This window comes from Amycolatopsis sp. NPDC043887 (assembly GCF_056435665.1).
Map to the genome: position 1 here is coordinate 814,650 of NZ_JBWKEB010000001.1, position 18,367 is coordinate 833,016.

The window sequence follows — 18,367 nt, forward strand, 5'->3', positions numbered from 1 at the left end:
ACGTGAGAGAACAGGAACTCGCCTGCGCCTGCGATTACTGGCAAACGGTGCGTTGGCGGATGGGAAACTATTAAAACTTTGTGTCGGAAAAATGCCAACAATCTGTCGGGATGAGAGGTGATGAAACCGAGGACTGCTTGTAGTGATGCCACAAATTGGTCTGATCCATGTCATGATCGTTCACTCTGATGGAGTCTTCCTTCACTCGATAGTGATCGTGAAGAGTCAGGATGACTTTGTGGGTCGCGTGGCGTCGGGGGACGCGTGCTGACCGGGCCGAGGGGGTCCTTTTCGATGGTGCGTCCGTCAGTGACGCGTGGCTTCAGGCTGCGCACGTTACCCATGGTGTTCCTGATGCTCGCCGGCGTCGTTGTGGTGACGGCGAGTTCGCCGAAGAGTTCGCTGCCGACCCCGGTCGTTCCCGTCGCGGAGGCGCCGGATGCTGCCAGCGCGTTCGCGGCGGCCCGGTTGCAGGGCGCGCCGGTCGGGGTGGCGAACCAGACCGCTGAGGCGAAGAAGGTGCTGGCGAACCCGGACGGGACGTTGACGGCGCAGCTGTCGCCGCAGCCTGTGCGGGTCCGGAAGGGTGACGGTTGGGTGCCCGTTGACACGGCGCTGGCATCCGTGCCGGACGGCACGATCAGGCCGAAAGCGGCCGTGGCCGACATGGCGTTCTCCGCCGGTGGCGAGGGGCCGCTGGTTCGGTTCTCGCGCGAGGGCAAGCGTCTCGCGTTGCGGTGGCCTGACAGGTTGCCGAAGCCTGAGCTCGAGGGCAGCACGGCGAGGTACCGGGAGGTGCTGCCTGGCGTCGACCTGGAGATGCAGGCCGAAGCGGAGGGATACAACCAGCGCTTCGTGGTCAAGACGCCGGAGGCGGGACGCAATCCGGCGTTGGCGTCGATCAAGCTTGGGGTCGAGACGGAAGGCGTGCAGCTCAGTTCGGATGAAGGCGGCCGCGTTCAGGCCGTCGATGGCGACGGCCAGAAGGTCTTCGTGGCGCCGGCGGCGACGATGTGGGACGCGCGGGGGCGGGAAAGCACGAGCACGCCGGTCGGGGTCAAGGTCGATCGCTCCGCGATGACGTTGACGCCGAATGCCGCGATGCTGGCGGATCCGGCTACGCGGTACCCGGTGGTGGTCGATCCGGACATGCGGTCGCCGGGGCAGAGCATGTGGGCGAAGGTCTTCCGAGGACACCCCGACCGGTCGTATGTCAACGGCACGGGCGATGGCGACGCTTGGGCGAAGGTCGGAAAGTGTACCTTCGCGGAATGTAACACGATTGATCTTGCGCGCACGTATTTCCAGTTCGACACGTCTTTCCTAGCCGGGAAAGAGGTGAGTTCGGTGCGTTTCAACACGGTCATGGTGCATCGACCGAGCTGCGGCTTCAAATACCAGAAGCTCTTCATCGCGCGCAGCAATATCTCGTGGGGTCTGAACTGGGCGAATCAGCCTGGTGGGCAGGATATCGGTACGACCCTGGTGCCGGCGAACGATGGCACTGCTTGTCAGGGCTACAAGGCGATCTCGTTCGGTGTTGGCGGCTACTACAGCCCGAGTGGTCCTACCACCTATTACCTGCAGGCGGAGTCGGAATCGGACTCTGACGCTTGGCGCAGGTATGACGTGCCGAGCACGATCCTGGAGATCCGCTACAACACGAAGCCGAACGCGCCGTATGACATGAAGACCGATCCGCCGCTGCCCGCGCCGTGTCGCTGGTGTGGCGGGGTGCCGTATGTCGGGGATCCGTCCATCCGGCTGTTGAGCAGGCTGTCCGACCCGGACGCCAATGACCAGCTCCGTCCGGTCTGGGACATTTACGGTGGTGCTCCGGACCAGCGTGCTCCGGCGATCTACCAGGCATCGGGCGCGTACCACAGCACAGATGTCGATCTGACGAAGCGTGATGGACAACGTGTCACGTGGACGGTGTGGGGGCACGACACGGCGGACGGTGGGCCTTGGCGGAACGGGCCAGGACCGTTCATTGTCGACCGGACGGGTATTGGTATCAAGCCGACTGTGACAGCGCCGCTCTACAAAGCGGACAACCTATGGCACGGTGGTGTCGGCGTGCCGGATGTGTTCGAGTTCGGAGCGAGCGGTGTCGCGGATGTCGATCACTATCTCTATGGCTGGACGGATCCGCCCACGACACCGATCGATGCGGTCGCCCTTGGCGGTAAGGCCTCTGTGAAGCTGACCCCGCCGGGGGACGGGCCGAGGGATCTGTTCGTGCAGAGTGTCGACCGTGCGGGGCATCGCAGTCCGACACAGGCGCACCACTTCTACGTGCGGGCGGGTAACGGCCCGTTGGCACAGTGGTCGTTGGAAGGCAATACGAAGGACACCGCGACGCTCGGGTTCCGCGACGCCACGCTGCACGGTGGGCCCGCGTATGTGCCGGGCAGTACCGGATCCGGTGTCAAGCTGGACGGTGTCGACGACTACGTGACGGCGCCCATTTCGGCGGGCACCTATCCCAGTTTCTCCTTCTCGGGCTGGGTCAACCTCGCGGAGAAGAAGCCCGGCTGGTCGACGCTGCTGAGTCAGAACGCGTCGACGACGGCGATGGTGAAGCTCGGGCACACTGGTACCGCGACCGATCGCTGGGCGTTGGAGTTCAGGCCCGGAAACGACCCGGCTACGGCGCCGACGACGGTGACGTCGATCAGTGCGGCGCAGACGAACACCTGGACTCATCTGGCCGGTGTCTACGACTCCGGGGCGCAGCAGATCAGGCTGTATGTCAACGGTGATCTCCAGGGCAGTGCGGCGTGGAAGGATCCGTGGCCGGCGACGCATGAGTTCGCGGTCGGGCGCGCGATCGTCAACAGTGCCGGGGCTGAGTACCTGGCCGGCGTGGTCGACGAGGTCCGTACCTATGACCGGGTGCTGACCGATGCCGAGGTCAAGTCCGCGGTCACACGCGACAACGTCACCGCGGGCTACTGGAATCTGGACGACGCGGACGGGACGACCGCGCGGAATGCCGCCGCGGGTGGCGAAATGGCGGTGCTGCAGCCCGGTGCGAGGTTCGCTCCTTCGGGCGCGGTCAACGGCGCGGCCACGTTCGACGGTGTCAAGGGCTATGCGGCCACCTCGGGGCCGGTGGTGCGGACGGATCAGAGTTTCGCGGTTACCGCGTGGGTGAAGCCGGACAAGCTCGGGGACATGACCGCCGTCTCCCAGGACGGCACGACAGTGAGTGGTTTCTATCTCAAGCAGAACAACGGTTCCTGGGTCTTCGGGATGAATCCCGGTGACGCCACCGGTGGCACGGCGGTGGAAGCCAGATCGGGAGCGAACACGGTGCAGACCGTGCCGTGGACCCACCTGGCCGGCGTGTACAACGCGACCGCCAAGACCCTCACCCTCGTTGTCAACGGAAAGCAGGTCGCGAGCGTCCCGGCCCCGGCGACGCCATGGCACGCCGCCGGTGCGTTCGCCATCGGGCGAGGGCAGTACGGCGCCCCGCTCGGGTTCTGGTCCGGCGGTATCGACGAGGTGCGCGCCTACAGCCGCACGCTCGACCTCTCGGAGATCCAGGGCATCGTCGCTCAGAACAACGTCACGGCCGCCACCTGGAAGCTCGACGGCGACGCGCAGGACACCTCGGGCATGGCGAAACACGGCAGCGCGAAGAACGGTGCTCAGTGGGTCGCCGGGCAAACCAGTTACCCCGATGCGACAGATCTCGCGGTGAACCTGGACGGCGTCGACGACCACGTCAGCGCACCCGCCCCGATCGACAGCAGCATGAGCTTCTCCGTCGCCGCCTGGGTCAAGATGACCAACAAGACCCCGGGCTGGGGCGCTGTGGTCAGCCAGAGCGGGCAGAACGTGTCCGCGTTCAACCTCGGCTATACCGGCACTGCCGATGACCGGTGGGCGTTCGCGATGCACGGCCCCGACAGCACCGCCCCCGCCCAGGTTGTCCGGGCGCGTTCCGCGCAGCCAGTGCAGACCGGTGTCTGGACACATCTCGTCGCGAGCTACGACAGCAACACCGGTGAGATGCAGCTGTATGTGAACGGCACCCTGTCGGGGACCGCGACGTTCACCGCCAGGTGGAACGCGACCACAGAGTTCGACATCGGCCGTGGCAAGTGGAACGGCACTTGGCTGGATGCGTTCGGTGGCGCGGTCGACGACGTCAAGGTCTACAGCCGCACCCTGTTCACCGACGAGATCCGGACGATGTCCGGCCAGGACCTCACCCTGGTGCACAACTGGCAGCTCGACGAATCCAGCGGCACCAAGGTCGCCGACTCCACCGGCGCCCGCACCGGAACACTCGAGCCAGGAACACAGTTCGCGCCCGGCCGGGTCGGGAACGCCGTGCAGTTCGACGGAAAGACCGGAGCCATCGGCACCACCGGCGCCGATCTGCGCACGGACGAGAGCTTCAGTACGTCGGCGTGGGTCTACATGGACCGCAAATCCGACATCGTCTCCAAACTCACCGCGGTCAGCATCGACGGTGAGCGGACCAGCAAGTTCCGGCTCGGACACGTCGCCGATGAGATGAACGCGACCTGCTTCGACGGAGTCTTCGACAACCCCAACGCCTGCGGCAAGTGGGTATTCGAGATGGCGGAATCCGACACGGACACCGCGGTCGCGCGAGCGGCGGTCTCGGCTTTCCCAGCGGAGATCAATTCCTGGGTCCACCTGGCCGGTACCTATGATCGGCAGACCAAGAAGATCTGGCTTTATGTCAACGGAAAACGCGTGGGCGACGGAACTCTGAACGGACGTTGGCAGGCGTCTGGAGGTGCTCAGATCGGACGTGGCCTCACCGCGGACAAGCCGAGTCAGTTCTGGACCGGCAAGGTCGACGATGTCCGTGTCTACACGACAGCCCTGGACAAAGAACGAGTCAATGGCCTGTACAAGTCCTACCCCGCCACCGATGGCGGTACCGCGACGTTGCCGGTCGCGGACGCGGGGCAGTGGCGCTTCGACGAGAAAGCCGGACTGACAGCTTCGGACGCGAGCGGCCGTGGATTGACCATGGCCTTGAAGGACGGTGCCGGGTGGGGCGGCGGGCTGAACAGTCCGGGGTTGCGGTTGGACGGGTCCACCGGCTACGCGCAGACCGCCGGTCCGGTGCTGGATACGACGAAGAGCTTCTCGGCCGCGGCGTGGGTGCAGCCGACGAGGACCGACACCGGAACCTACGCGCTGTTCGGGCAAGACGGTGACCGGGTCAGCGCGTTCGTAGTCCGCTACGACGGGGGAGCGAAGAAGTGGGGTGTCGTCGTACCCAGTGAGGACAAGGACAACCCTCACGCTGTCGCGCTGTCGGCCAGTCAGGCCCCGGTAGCACACGAGTGGACGCACCTTGCCGTGGTGTACGACGCTCAGCTCCGGCAGCTGAAGCTGTACGTCGATGGTGTGCAAAGCGCGGTCCAGGTGGGGGTCACGACGATTCCCTCCGCCGGGGGCTTCGCGATTGGCCGGGCACGCGTGAACGGTGGGAACGTTGCGTTCTCCCCGCAAGGAATCGACGACATGCGGGTCTTTTCCCGAGCACTCACCGATGCCGAAGTGCGTAAGGTGCACGATGACATCCCGCGGGGCGACGGCGGTGCGTGGCGGTTCGACGACGGAACGGGCCAGGACTACAGCTGGCGTGACAACGCCGCTGTGCCGACAGGGGGCGCGTCGTTCGCGCCAGGCGCGAGCGGCACCGCGCTGAAGCTGGACGGGGTGGACGACCATGCAACCGCACCTGAGCGTGGCCTGGCGACAGGCGACAGTTTCACCGTGTCGGCGTGGGCCAAGCTGACACGGACCGATCAAGTCGCGACCGTGCTATCCCAAGATGGTTCGAGAATGAGCGGTTTCACCGTGCAGTACCGCCCTGAAGTGAACCGGTGGACGTTCGGTTCGACCGCGCAGGACGCCGATTCATCACCGCTGTCTTACGTCAGCTCCTTCGACCCCGCGGTCGTGAACCGGTGGACGCAGCTGACGGGCGTCTACGATCAGGCCGCGCGCGAGCTCCGCCTCTACGTCAATGGGCAGTTCGCCGGCAAGAAACAGAACGTGGTCCTCTGGCAAGCGGACGGTTCGTTCGCGATCGGTCGTGCCAAGTACAACGGGCAACATAAGGAGTTCTTCCCGGGATTGGTCGACGAGGTCTATGCCCGCTACGGGATCGTCTCGGACGCGGCGATCCAGGCGCATGGAGCCTTTCCAGCGACGGATGCCGGCCAGTTCGGACGCTTCCGCGACGGAACAGGCGAGCAGAGGAGTGCGAACACCGGCGAGGCACCGCCTGCCGGAAATCACTTCGAGAAGAGCCTCGGCATGCTGGTCCCGGCGACACATCCCAACACCCGCGTTCTCTATTCTTGTCGAAACGGTGAAGAATTCTTCACGTCAATGGACAGTTCCTGTGATGGCCACGTCAAGCTCGGTGAAACCGGATCGGTATACACCGTCCAGCCAAGCAACCTTCCCACCATGGCGGTCTATCGCTGTGCTTTGGCTGAGGAACATTTCGACAGCAGTGACGAGAATTGCGAAGGCGCGACCCAACTGGGAGTGCTGGGGTACACGCTCGCATACGCACCACTCGTGCGGTATTACAACGAGAATGCCTACGATCATCTCAGTACGACGCACGGAGCACGGCCCGGTTATCACAAGGAGTTTCGCCATGGCTACGTTCCTCTGATCCCGCAGCAAGGTACGCAGCCCTTCACCGCGTGTGTGAACGACACGGACCAGTTCGTCTCCCTCGACAGCGCCTGTGAGGGCAAAACCGTCATCGAATCGATCGGTCATCTCTGGACACAGAAACCCGACGACGCCACCGCGAAACCTCTCTACCGATGTGGCAGCAGCGGGACCGAGTCGATGACCAGCGACGACGACAACTGCGAAGGCCTGCCCAAGGACCGATTCCTCGGCTACGTCCTCGCCGACATCCCCCGAGTCGAACCTGTCTTCGTAGCTCCGAGCAGCGAGGAACCCACGCCCGGCGAAGTCCAGCCATCGGCAGTCGGCGGCGGCTAGATCTCCAGCCCAACCGCGAATCGTCCGCCGCACACGAGGTAGCCCCGCAACGCGGGGCGGGCCTCACCGCGTCCAGCCTGGAGAACTGATGCGACACAAGTCGTCCACACGCCGCAGCTCGAGAACCCTCACCGTGGCGTTGATCTGCTCGCTGGTCGTGACCGGCGTCAGCACCTCGCAAGTCGCCAACGCGGCCAACGGCTGGAGCGTCGACTCACCGACGGTCGAGTCGACTCCGGTGACGAAGCAGACCATGCAGGGCCGCGAGCTCGACGAGGCGAGCAAAGCCGCGCTCACCGGGAACCAGCCCACTGGTTCCACCACGCCTGACGGTGGAGGCACCAGTAGCGCGACGTCCCTCTCGCCGTCGGCGACATGGGATGTGTCGAAGCAGACCGGTGACTTCACCTGGTCGTACCCGCTGCGCGTGCCGCCCGCGCCGGGGGACCTGCAGCCGAACCTGGCGTTGTCCTACAACTCCTCGACGGTCGATGGACGCACGAGTGCCACCAACAACCAGGCGTCGTGGGTCGGTGACGGCTGGGACCTGCACCCCGGTTTCGTCGAACGCACCTATGGCAGTTGCCAGGATGATAAGGAAGGCGGAACCATTCCGCCCAAGGTCGGCGATCTCTGCTGGAAGAGTGACAACGCGACCGCCGTCTACAACGGGTCGGGCGGAATGCTGATCCATGACACCGGCAAGAACGTGTGGCGGCAGAAGAGCGACAACGGATCCCGCATCGAGCGCCTCACCGGAGCGCCCAATGGTGCTCGTGACGGCGAATACTGGAAGATCACCACGGTCGACGGGACTCAGTACTTCTTCGGGTCCGCTCCGGCGTCGAAGTCGACTTGGACCGTGCCCGTCTACGGTGACGACGTGGGCGAACCGTGCCACGCGGCGGACAACAAGTTCGACAACTCCGCCTGTGTCCAGGCTTATCGCTGGAACCTCGACAAGGTCGTCGACCGGCACGGCAATCTGATCCTCTACAGCTACGACATCGAGACCAACAACTACGGGCAGAACGTCAAAGACACCGCGGTCTCCTACGTCCGCGGTGGGACGCTGAAAGAGATCCAGTACGGCCTGCGTGAAGGTGATCCCGCTCCCGCTACAGGGAAGGTGACCTTCACGACTGAGGATCGGTGCGTTCCCGGCAGCGTGTGCACCCTCGACAAGACCGAGAACTTCCCCGATGTCGCCCTGACCGATCGTTGTGACGGCTCCACCTGCAAGGATCACTACAGCCCCACGTTCTGGTCGACCAAACGCCTCGCGAAGATCACCACCCAGGTACGTGCGGGCAACGGCTACACCGACGTCGACAGCTGGACCCTCGAGCAACAGTTCCCGAACCCGGACGATGGCAACAAAGCCGCTCTCTGGCTCAAGTCCATCACGCACACCGGCCATGTCGGCACGCCCATCACGCTGCCGAAGGTCACCTTCGAAGGCAAGAAACTGCCGAACAGAGTCGTGAAAGAAGATGGCGTCGGCTACCTCAACCGGTATCGGGTCTCCGCCATCGTCTCCGAAGCCGGCGGCGTCACCACCGTCAACTACGCACCCGCAGACTGTTCCGCCACGTCTTTGCCGGACAAGCCGGAAACCAACACCAAACGCTGTTTCCCTGTCACGTGGACCAAACGGGACTTCGCGGAACGCACCGACTACTTCCACAAGTACGTCGTCGAATCCGTCGTCCAGTCCGACTGGATGAGCACCAGCTCCGAACAGGTCACCAACTACGCGTACCCGGAGGGCGCGGCGTGGCACTACACCACCTCCGAGTTCGCGCCCGAGAAGAACAAGACCTGGAACGAGTTCCGCGGCTTCGGCAAAGTCATCGTCCGCACCGGTAAACCCGACAACCCCAGCGGACCGACCAGCTACAGCGAAACCCGCTACTTCCGCGGCATGCACGGGGACAAGCTCCCCAACAACGGCACGCGATCCGCGAGCGTCCCGGACAGCGAAGGCGGATCCCACGTCGATGAGGACTGGCTTCAGGGACTGGAGCTGGAAAGCCTCACCAAGAACGGCGAGGCCGGCGCTGTCGTCGGCAAGACGATCACCGAACCCAGCTGGCAAGGCCCCACGGCGACCCGCGGGACGTACAAGGCCTACATCGTCCGGTCCGGAACGCAGCGTTCATTCACCGCATTGGCGGCAGGTGGCTGGCGAACCACCAAGACCACGACGGACTACGATCCCAACGGCCTGCCGACCAAGGTCAACGACCACGGCGACCTCAACGTCACCGGGGACGAGCGCTGCACGAACACGACCTACGCCCAGAACACCGACCGATGGCTGCTGAACTTCCCGTCACGGGTCGAGACCCTCTCGACGGTCTGCGGGGTTCTGCCGGTCTACCCGCGGGACACCATCTCCGACGTCCGGTCGTCCTATGACACGCTCGCACCCGGTATCCCGCCCACGGTAGGCGACGTCACGCTGGCCGAAGAGGTCGACGGCTACAACGGTTCCACGCCGGTCTACCGCACCGTCGCGAAGACCAAACGCGATGTCCACGGGCGCGCGATCGAAATCACCGACGCCGACGGCAACACCGCCACCTCCACCTACACTCCGGCGACCGGCGGCCCGGTAACCCAGCTTGTCACCGCCAACGCTCTGGGACACAAGACAACGACCGTCTACGAACCGGCCTGGGGATCCGCGCGGACGATCACCGACCCGAACAACCGGGTCATGGAGATCGCCTATGACGCGCTCGGTCGCAAAGCCGAAGTCTGGCAGCCCAACCGACCCCGGGCAAGCTACCCCACTGAACCCAGCGCACGCTTCACCTACGACGTCCGCAGCGACGCGCCGAGCTCGATCACGTCGATGCGGTTCGGCCCCAAGAGCAACTACGTCACCTCGACCACCATCCTCGATGGTCTCTACCGGACCCGGCAGGTCCAGGCGCCCGCACCTGGTGGGGGCAGGCTGCTGGTCGACACGCGGTACGACTCGCTGGGCCGCGCCTACAAGACGACACAGCCGTTCTACAACGACCAACCCGTCGACACCACCCTCTGGGTGGCCAGCGACACTGAAGTGCCCGGCCTGACCGTCACGGAGTTCGACGGCGCCGGGCGTGCGATCGCCTCCATCTACCGGGGCGGAACGACAGAATGGCGTACCAGTACCACCTATGGCGGTGACTCGGTCAGCGTCACACCGCCGGAAGGCGGCAGCGCGACCACCACGATCACCGACGCCCGCGGCCGCACCCGCGCTCTCCGGCAGTACCACGGCGCTCAACCGACTGGCGACAACTACGACGAAACCAAGTACGACTACACCAACGCGGACAAACTCGCCGCACTCACCGACTCCAGCGGTAACCGCTGGTCCTACACCTACGACATCCACGGCGCCTTGATCCGCACCGAGGATCCCGACCGCGGCGCGACCACCTACGTCTATAACAAGCTGAACCAGCAGACTTCGAGCACCGACGCACGCAACGTCACACTCGCGTTCCGCTACGACAAACTCGGCCGCAAGACCGGTGTCTTCAAAGACAGCCTCGCCGGCACCAAGCTCAGCGAGTGGGCCTACGACACCGCGTTCAAGGGAATCGGGCAGCTCGCGTCGTCCACACGCTGGGTCGACGGCAACGCCTACGTCAAGAAAGTAATCAACTACGACCCTCTGTACCAGCCTTTGAATCAGTCGGTTGTCATCCCGCCGATCGAGGGGCCGAAGCTGGCTGGCACCTACCAGACCTCGCTGGCGTACAAGGAGGACGGGAGTCTCGGCGCGGTCGGCTACCCGAAGGCCGGTGACCTCTCGTCCGAGACCGTTGCCTACACCCAGGACGAACTGAACAACGTCCTCACCGCCGATGGCGGCGTTGACGACGACTTCCAGACCTACGTATCTGAAACCGAATACACCCGCTACGGCGAACCGCAACGCCTGCACCTCGGTGGATCGAGCAGCACCGCCACCAACGGGAAACGCGCCTGGCTGTCCTTCTACTACGACACCAACACCCGTCGCCTGGACCGCACCATCGTCGATGCTGAAGTGCCGCAGCCGATGCAGACCGACACCCACTACAGCTACAACCCCGCAGGCAACATCACCTCGATCTCCAACGCCCCGATCGGGCAACCCGCGGACAAACAGTGCTTCGGCTACGACTACCTCCAACGCCTCACCGAAGCCTGGACACCTGCCAACACCGACTGCGGCGCGGCACCCACGGTCAACGGCCTCGGCGGCCCCGCCCCGTACTGGCAGTCGTATGCCTACGACAAATCCGGGAACCGCACCGGCGACACTCAGCACGTCGCCGGCGGTGACATCACCCGCAAGTACAGCTACGCCGCACCCGGCACACCGAAGCCGCACCTGCTGAACGCGGTCACCTCCGAAGGACCAGCGGGCACCAAAACAGCCCAGTACACCTACGACGAACTGGGCAATACCAAGTCCCGCCCCGGCACGTCCGGACAGCAGAACCTCGACTGGAACGTCGAGAACAAGCTCGAGAAGGTCACTGACGGCACCGCCGACACCACCTTCCTCTACGACGCCGACGGCAGTCGTCTCATCCGCCGCGACCCGACCGGCACCACCCTGTACCTGGGGCCGCAGGAAGTCCTGCTCGACAAGGCGAGCGGGAACGCGACCACCACCAGGTACTACAGCCACGGTGGTCTGCTCATCGCGATGCGCAAGAGCGGGGCCCTGACCTGGCTCGCCGGCGACCACCAAGGCACCACGCAGGTCGCGATCAACGCCAGCGACCTCACGGTCAAGCAGCGCCGACAGACTCCGTTCGGTGCCCAGCGCGGCCCGAACGCCGATATGCCAGGTGAACGCGGCTTCGTCGGCGGCACGATCGACACGTCGACCGGACTGACCACCCTCGGGGCCCGCAGCTACGACGCGGACCTCGGCCGGTTCATCTCCCTCGACCCGATCATGGACCCGAGCAGCCCCCAGCAGATCAACGGCTACAACTACGCCAACAACAACCCCATCGCATTCAGCGACCCCTCCGGCCTCGCCCCCGAGGACTCGCCCGGCTACTGCGTCGGATGGCGCGGCGACTGCGGAATCGACCCCCGAGTCGGCAACGACATCAACGGCCACTACACGCCGGAACAGCTTCAGCAAAAGGGTGTCAAAAAGGGTCAGGCTAAGTCGAATCGTAAAGACTGGGAAAAAAAGCACGCACCGAGTTCTCGAAAGCGCAGTCAGGTGTTTGCCGAGTTCGACAAGGTGCTCAATATGAGCACGCTTGAATATTGGAACTTTCCAATGCCGCCAAATGTGGACCCAGACACTAATATTTGCTTTGGCAAGCTCGCTTGCGAAAAGGCGAGAAATTATCTTCTTGCACCAGAGACCGAGAATGACGTCGAAGGTGCAAAATTGATCGCGGCCACCTATTGCGTCGACAATTTTGACGAGTGCAGCAGTGCGGAAGGGGTTGCGGAGACTATTCACAGCCTTCTTGGTGCCGCCATGGCAATCGTTGGTGCTGGTATCACTGCCGGCGGGCGCGGGTTGGCTGGTGGTTCGAAGCCTGGTGCGGGAACGGCGGCTCGAGAATCACTGCGCAATTTGGGTGTGGAGGACCTCACTCCTGGACAGGCGTCAAACCTCCTGCGGTATCAGAAGAAGCTGCCGAGTGCGGCCGAAGAAACCGTCATCACGGGGCTTCCTGGAGGATCGGTCAAATTTCAGACACGCGTGCCGGGAAGAGTGCCGAATTCATATGCAGTATACGAGAAAACAGTGGGATTTGACGGCAAGACGACAGGTTACCTCAAGACGACGGTGCTGCCGGACGGGTCGGTCGCTCATGTGAAGGATAAGATGGGCCCATGATTAACGATCCGCAGGATGGCGAGCGAGAAGAAGCGCTGCGTGACGTGGTCGAACTTCGCGCACCTCTGCGACAAGCAGTCGATCGGCTGGTGTCATTTGGTTGGGATAGCGATAGCGAGTTGGTCGTGCTTGAGCCCAAGGACGCTCTGAATGTCCTGCAGTCCTACATTTCAGGCAGGCTGGACGTTGCAGGTATTCAACTATGGGCTGAAACGCTTGAGGGGCGCGACGACCTGGGCTTTCAGGTTGGCAATGAAACTATTCTAAAAGAATTTCTGTTTCAGCTTTCATCGCCGGAAATATGTGATCTTATTTCGAATGAAATGGCGCATCGATGGCGAGAGAGCCTGCAGGGATCTGTTCGTTGATTTGATTTGCAAATACTTTTAAAGTTCGATTGGCGGCAAGTTTTGCTTTCGAAAAGAGTGCCTAAGGGTTGGCTATTGGTGCTAATTCTGTGTGGCGCGTGCTCGAGTGAGTCAGGGAATGTGGTGGCGAATCCAGCCGGTCTGGCGTCGGTTCCCTCGTCGACCTGGACTCCAGTGACATCACCAGAGCTGATCTCTGCGGCCTGTGGGTTTCTTGGCGCTGATGAGCTTCAAGGGGCCTTGGAGTCGAAGGCTGCTTACCGGTCGGTCGAGGAGAAGCCGGTTGAGGGGCAGCGGAGCATTGCTTATGGTTGCGAGTTCAGTCGTGTTGATGATGGCTCTGGCGTCGGTAGCTTGATGGTGACCGCCATCAAGGGCGAGGCGGCGCCGGAGAACGCACTCGCCGTTGCCGAGCAGAACTGTCTGGGTGAGGGGCAGGCCCAGCCGCTGCCGGGCGCCGGGGAAGCGGCGATGTGGTGCCGGAGCGAGGACCTCGACACACTGGTCGTAACCGTGAAGCGGAGCCACGGCGAGGTCCGGATCGCTCACTTGACGCTTGCCGGTAGTCCGATGGCTGCCAATATCCCCGGATATGCCTCGCTGGCGCGACTTATCGGCGGCAGGCTGTAGTGGCCGAAGTGTAAGCGAGCCATCCGGTCTCTGATCGGACCCGAGCACGGCATGGTGTTCAATGCCTGCAGGCAAGGCCGCGAGACGCATTGGCCTCGATGGGAACAACGTGTCCGAGGCCGTCCGCGGTTGGCGAGGATCGGCCACGATTGACCGGCAGCGCTTCCGGGCGTTGCCGGCAACGTTGTTCAGGCCAGCGAATGATGCCTCGATTCTCCACATTACGGGCGAGCTGGTGGAGCTCCTCGGTAGACGACTTTAGTGTTGGAAGAGTGGAGCTTCGGGGGATCACGCCGTCTCCGATTGGGCTCCGTTGCTGACGTAGAGCCCGACACGACCTGATACGGCCTGACACCCGGTGCGGCTGTGATGTCCGCGTTGACCTGCACGGATGGTCAATATTCGACACTGCGCGGCACTGCCTGGCACCGCGGCGGAGGCTTTTAATCCGTAGGTTCTGAGTTCGAGCCCCAGGCGGCCCACTCATTCGACATCCCGCTGGCCAGCGGGGATATACCTGTCTGACGATCCTGCGAGACTCGACGTGGGCTCGCGGTGGGCCATCCCAGTGCTCCGTGCAGGAAGCCGCGGCGAATCTGCCGTCTCCGCCCGTCCGGCCACGGCGGCATCTTCGCCCGGAAGTACCAGCTCCCGCGCCGCCATCCCCGGCGCGACCGCGGCCGCCTTGGCCGCCCTCGCCATCACCGCGATCGCCGTCCTCGCCCTGGAACTCGGCTTCGCCGGTACCATCGGCTTCCTGCGGGGCGCCCTGGTCGCCCTCAACCAGGCCGTCTCGACGCTCCCCGGACCCGCTGTACGCACTCGCGCACTACCTCCCGACCCACGGCGCCGTCCTGGCCCTGCGCGCCGCGGCCATCGACGGCACCGGCCTCACCACTGGGATCGCCCAGCTCGCCGCGTGGTCGGCACCCTCTTGTCGATCCTGATCACCGATCGCCCCCGCCACCTGTCCGGCAAGAGCATCCGGCTTCGCCACGCGCATCCGCTCGCGACCGTCCGACCGCGAGAGGACCGCTCCGATGAGCCGGGCAGCATGCCGTTGATCGCCGCGCCCACCAGGCAGCCGGCGCGGCGGACGGCGTGCGGGCAGGGGCGAAGGGCCGACACATCGGGGGTGACCCGAAGGTCCCGGTCCGAGATGACTTCCGGCCGTAGGTCCGGCGACGTCGGAGGGCTTGGCTGGAGTCATGGGCGGCGGCTGGAGTATCCGCTGCCCCGCTGGAGAACCTCTCAGCGGTCGATTTCCACCGGTGAACTGGAGAAGCATCATGAGTGGCTGGGTCATCGCCGCCATCGCCGCCGCTGTGTCGCTGGTGGCGGGTACGGCGATCAGAATCGTGAAACAGTACGAGAAAGGCGTCCTGTTCCGGCTGGGCCGCGTCATCGGTGTGCGGGAACCCGGACTGCGGCTGATCATCCCGGTGATCGACGTGTTGCGGCGGGTGTCGCTGCGCATCGTCACCATGCCGATCCAGTCGCAGGGGATCATCACCCGCGACAACGTCAGCGTCGACGTGTCCGCGGTCGCCTACTTCCGGGTGGTCGACGCGGTCAAGTCGGTCGTCGCCATCGAGAACGTCTACGCCGCGATCGACCAGATCGCGCAGACGACACTGCGGAAGGTGGTCGGGCAGCACACGCTGGACGAGACCCTGTCCGAAACCGACGCCATCAACCGGGACATCCGCCAGATTCTCGACGTGACCACGCTCGATTGGGGGGTGGAGGTGACCTTGGTGGAGCTGAAGGACATCCAACTTCCGGACTCGATGAAGCGGGCGATGGCCAAGCAGGCGGAGGCCGAGCGGGAGAAGCGAGCCAAGATCATCAACGCCGAGGGCGAGGCCCAGGCCGCCGCCGCGCTGGGCGAGGCGTCGGACACCATGATGGAGCACCCGCTGGCGCTCCAGCTGCGCAATCTGCAGAGTCTGGTAGAGATCGGAGTGGACAAGAACACGACCGTGGTGTTCCCCGCACCGTTGATGAGCACGATCGGCGAGCTGGGTTCGTTCCTGGCCCGTGAAGCCACTGCGGCGGCCACTCCGGTCCCGGCTCCGACCGAGCCTGTCGTCACGGTCCCGGCGCCGGGGGCGCCGGCCAACGGCGGACCGCAACGCCCGCCTGAAGCCCGGCCCGCCGTCAACGTGCTTGAGTCCAAAATGGACGCCTTGACGGCGGCCGTCGACACGCTCGCGGGTGCCTTGGACCCGACCCGGGCGGGCGGACCCGATGCCGATCGTGCCGCGACCGCGGTCACGGAGGCGCGGATTCAGGCCGGTCTCAGTGGTGGTCGACACTGAGGTTCACGCGCGCGTATTTTTGGATGCCGAGAAGCCGCCACACCCTCCCTCGTCCGGGCGATACTCGCGGGAGGGCGGTCGCGGCGTCGAGGATCGCGGGATCCACGACGTCGTAGCTGTCGCCCTTGACCTCCAGGGTGGCGTGGCCGGCGGCCAGGACGTTCCGCAGCCAATCGACTTTCGTGCCGTATGGCAAGGGAATGATGAAGCCGTTCTCGGTGCGTTCCGCGACCACGGGCGTGGCATACGGCTTGCCGGAACGACGGCCGGTATGCCGTAGCAGGGCCGCGTACCAGTGTCGTCGCCCCGCCATGCGCAGCATCACCGGGTTCAGCACCCGCTTGTTGAAGGCGCGCACCGTGTCGCCGACGCGGCCGTGCTTCGGGTGGACGTGCTTTCCGATCACCATTTCGCCCTCCTGCAGCGGGAATCCTCAGGCGCCGACCGCGAGCCTCGGGGTCGTGCGTGGCGCATCCGGCCATCGAACGGGCAGCTCGTTCGACGAGCGCTCCGGCGGGCCGGCCGTCACACGCGTCCCACGGTGCGAAGCGGAGCCTTGCCGGGCCACGTTCTTCACCGATACGAAGAACATCCGTCCCTCCGTTTCGCGAGGCTCGACCGGCCGGCGTACCCGGTGACGCGGTCGGTTCGTCTCGTCACCAGGCGATGTTCCCCACCTGGCCGCATTCGGGTGAGAGGCCAAAGCCCTCAGACGGCAGGGGCGATGGGCCTTCAGCGCCGTCAGGCCTTCGACACGAGTGCCACGGTCTTCGACGAACGGGCTTTGGTCCCTATCTTCGGTTTACGCCCGGCGCGCACGCTGGATTCGGCAACCGGAAGAACACAGTGGAGTGCAAAGGAGACGTGACATGTTCGCTTGGGGAATGCTCACCGCGTTCGGGCTCGGCGTTCTGACCATCGCGGCGATCGGCGGACGCTGGCTGTCCCTCGGCCGCGAACTCTGGGCGATCGCGTTCGTGGTGCTCGGCATCGCCATCGCCTGGATCGCGGATTTCGATCTGTTCGCCACGTGGAACCTGCCCGTGCGCAACCACGGACTCGGGATCGTGTTCACCGGCATCGCCGTCGCGGGGACGAGCTACTTCTGGCGCGAGGTCCTGCTGTTCTTCGAAGGCCTGTCTCGTAAGCACACCGACGAAGCGCAAGCGCTCGAGAAGACTCAAGACCTGCGTCGCGTGGCGTGACGGGCAGGTCCACTGTGGACGACATGGCTGTTTCATCCGCACAGCGCCGTGAACGAGCGGTTCAGGGTCTTGTCGCGCTCGGCCGGCACCGAGACCACGGTTTGCTGCTTCGCGTTCGCTGTCATGCCGGACACCAGGTCGCGGTCGTTTACGAAACTCCGAACGGTCGCGTCGTGGTGACGCTGACGGGCTCTCATACGCGCGATTCGCGTGATTCCACCGAGGCGGGTCGTCAGGGGCAGGAGCATGTCGCGCTGCTCGACGATATGCCAGGACAGGACTACGACCTCCTGCCCTCGTGGTGTGCATGTGGCAATCACGCACTCTCACAAGCCACTTTGCGCCGGCGTATCGCCACACGGCGGAAGAACCTCGTTCTCAGCTGAGAACGGAACCGAGGAGAGGACGTGGGTGCATGGACCGCATCTCCCTGACGCATTCTGAATGCGTGAAACTCGTCCGAGGACCCGAACGGCGCCGTGACGCGCGCGTATCCATAGACGGAAGCGGCCCGATGCCCCTTCTCTGTTTCGTCCTCGACAGCGGAGACGTGTTCATTCCCATCGGGAAGGACGCGGCAGCCTTCCACCTCGCCGCGTTCCGTCATGTCATCGTCGAATTCTCGCACCTCGACGGTCACTCACCGGGTAGCTGGATCGTCACCGGCGCCGGGATCGCCTACCCCATGTCGCGCCGGAATCACCTCCCTCCGGTCACGTGGCGGGCGACCCGGTGGGCGAGAGTCATGACCTTCGAGAACGGCCTGCGAATCCGGATCGCCCGCTTCACCGGCTCTCTCGGCACCGGCGAGGCCACCGTTCCCCGGCAGCGCGATGGCCGGTCGGGTGAATCCCCTTTCATGCCCAAGGTTTCCGATGCGAGGGAAGAAGGTCCTGGACCGTGAAAGGCCACGTAGCCCCGTGTGCGACCGACGGATGCGAA

Annotated in this window: 8 protein-coding genes; 7 read left to right on the forward strand and 1 reads right to left on the reverse strand. The window is 64.4% G+C overall.

Annotation, left to right across the window (positions count from 1 at the left end; all coding sequences use genetic code 11):
- Positions 1–309: 309 nt before the first annotated feature.
- The 5 genes from AC069H_RS04045 to AC069H_RS04065 all read left to right on the forward strand — a co-directional run bounded on the left by AC069H_RS04045 (position 310) and on the right by AC069H_RS04065 (position 16,220).
- Complete coding sequence (locus AC069H_RS04045; RefSeq protein ID WP_478231286.1) at positions 310–7,035, forward strand: LamG domain-containing protein; 6,726 nt, start codon at positions 310–312, stop codon at positions 7,033–7,035.
- A gap of 88 nt (positions 7,036–7,123) precedes the next feature.
- Entirely contained in the window at positions 7,124–12,901 is a 5,778-nt protein-coding gene (locus AC069H_RS04050; RefSeq protein WP_478231287.1) for an RHS repeat-associated core domain-containing protein, read from the forward strand.
- Positions 12,898–13,269, forward strand: coding sequence for a hypothetical protein (locus AC069H_RS04055; protein WP_478231288.1), 372 nt, complete (start codon positions 12,898–12,900; stop codon positions 13,267–13,269). The genes AC069H_RS04050 and AC069H_RS04055 overlap by 4 nt, the downstream gene beginning before the upstream one ends.
- Positions 13,270–13,392: 123 nt before the next feature.
- Positions 13,393–13,899 carry a hypothetical protein gene (locus AC069H_RS04060; RefSeq protein ID WP_478231289.1) on the forward strand — a complete coding sequence of 169 codons (507 nt, stop codon included), beginning with the start codon at positions 13,393–13,395 and terminating at the stop codon, positions 13,897–13,899.
- 1,289 nt (positions 13,900–15,188) lie between these two features.
- Entirely contained in the window at positions 15,189–16,220 is a 1,032-nt protein-coding gene (locus AC069H_RS04065; protein ID WP_478231290.1) for a slipin family protein, read from the forward strand.
- Here AC069H_RS04065 and AC069H_RS04070 read toward each other — a convergent pair.
- Entirely contained in the window at positions 16,201–16,629 is a 429-nt protein-coding gene (locus AC069H_RS04070) for a nitroreductase family deazaflavin-dependent oxidoreductase (RefSeq protein ID WP_478231291.1), read from the reverse strand. The two genes, AC069H_RS04065 and AC069H_RS04070, sit on opposite strands and share 20 nt — an antisense overlap.
- A 460-nt stretch (positions 16,630–17,089) precedes the next feature.
- Between AC069H_RS04070 and AC069H_RS04075 the strand changes: the two genes are divergently transcribed.
- Positions 17,090–17,425, forward strand: a complete 336-nt coding sequence (locus tag AC069H_RS04075) for a hypothetical protein (protein WP_478231292.1) — start codon at positions 17,090–17,092, stop codon at positions 17,423–17,425.
- A 514-nt stretch (positions 17,426–17,939) separates the two neighbouring features.
- The gene (locus AC069H_RS04080; protein WP_478231293.1) at positions 17,940–18,329 is read left to right on the forward strand and encodes a hypothetical protein; all 390 of its coding nucleotides are present in this window, start codon (positions 17,940–17,942) and stop codon (positions 18,327–18,329) included.
- The last annotated feature ends 38 nt before the right edge of the window (positions 18,330–18,367 follow it).

Excerpts from the sequence above, each read along its gene's own strand:
- AC069H_RS04080 (WP_478231293.1), top strand. The coding sequence starts at position 17,940 with ATGCCCCTTCTCTGTTTCGTCCTCGACAGCGGAGACGTGTTCATTCCC.
- AC069H_RS04050 (WP_478231287.1), top strand. The coding sequence starts at position 7,124 with ATGCGACACAAGTCGTCCACACGCCGCAGCTCGAGAACCCTCACCGTG.
- AC069H_RS04055 (WP_478231288.1), top strand. The coding sequence starts at position 12,898 with ATGATTAACGATCCGCAGGATGGCGAGCGAGAAGAAGCGCTGCGTGAC.
- AC069H_RS04070 (WP_478231291.1), bottom strand. The coding sequence starts at position 16,629 with ATGGTGATCGGAAAGCACGTCCACCCGAAGCACGGCCGCGTCGGCGAC.
- AC069H_RS04075 (WP_478231292.1), top strand. The coding sequence starts at position 17,090 with ATGTTCGCTTGGGGAATGCTCACCGCGTTCGGGCTCGGCGTTCTGACC.
- AC069H_RS04065 (WP_478231290.1), top strand. The coding sequence starts at position 15,189 with ATGAGTGGCTGGGTCATCGCCGCCATCGCCGCCGCTGTGTCGCTGGTG.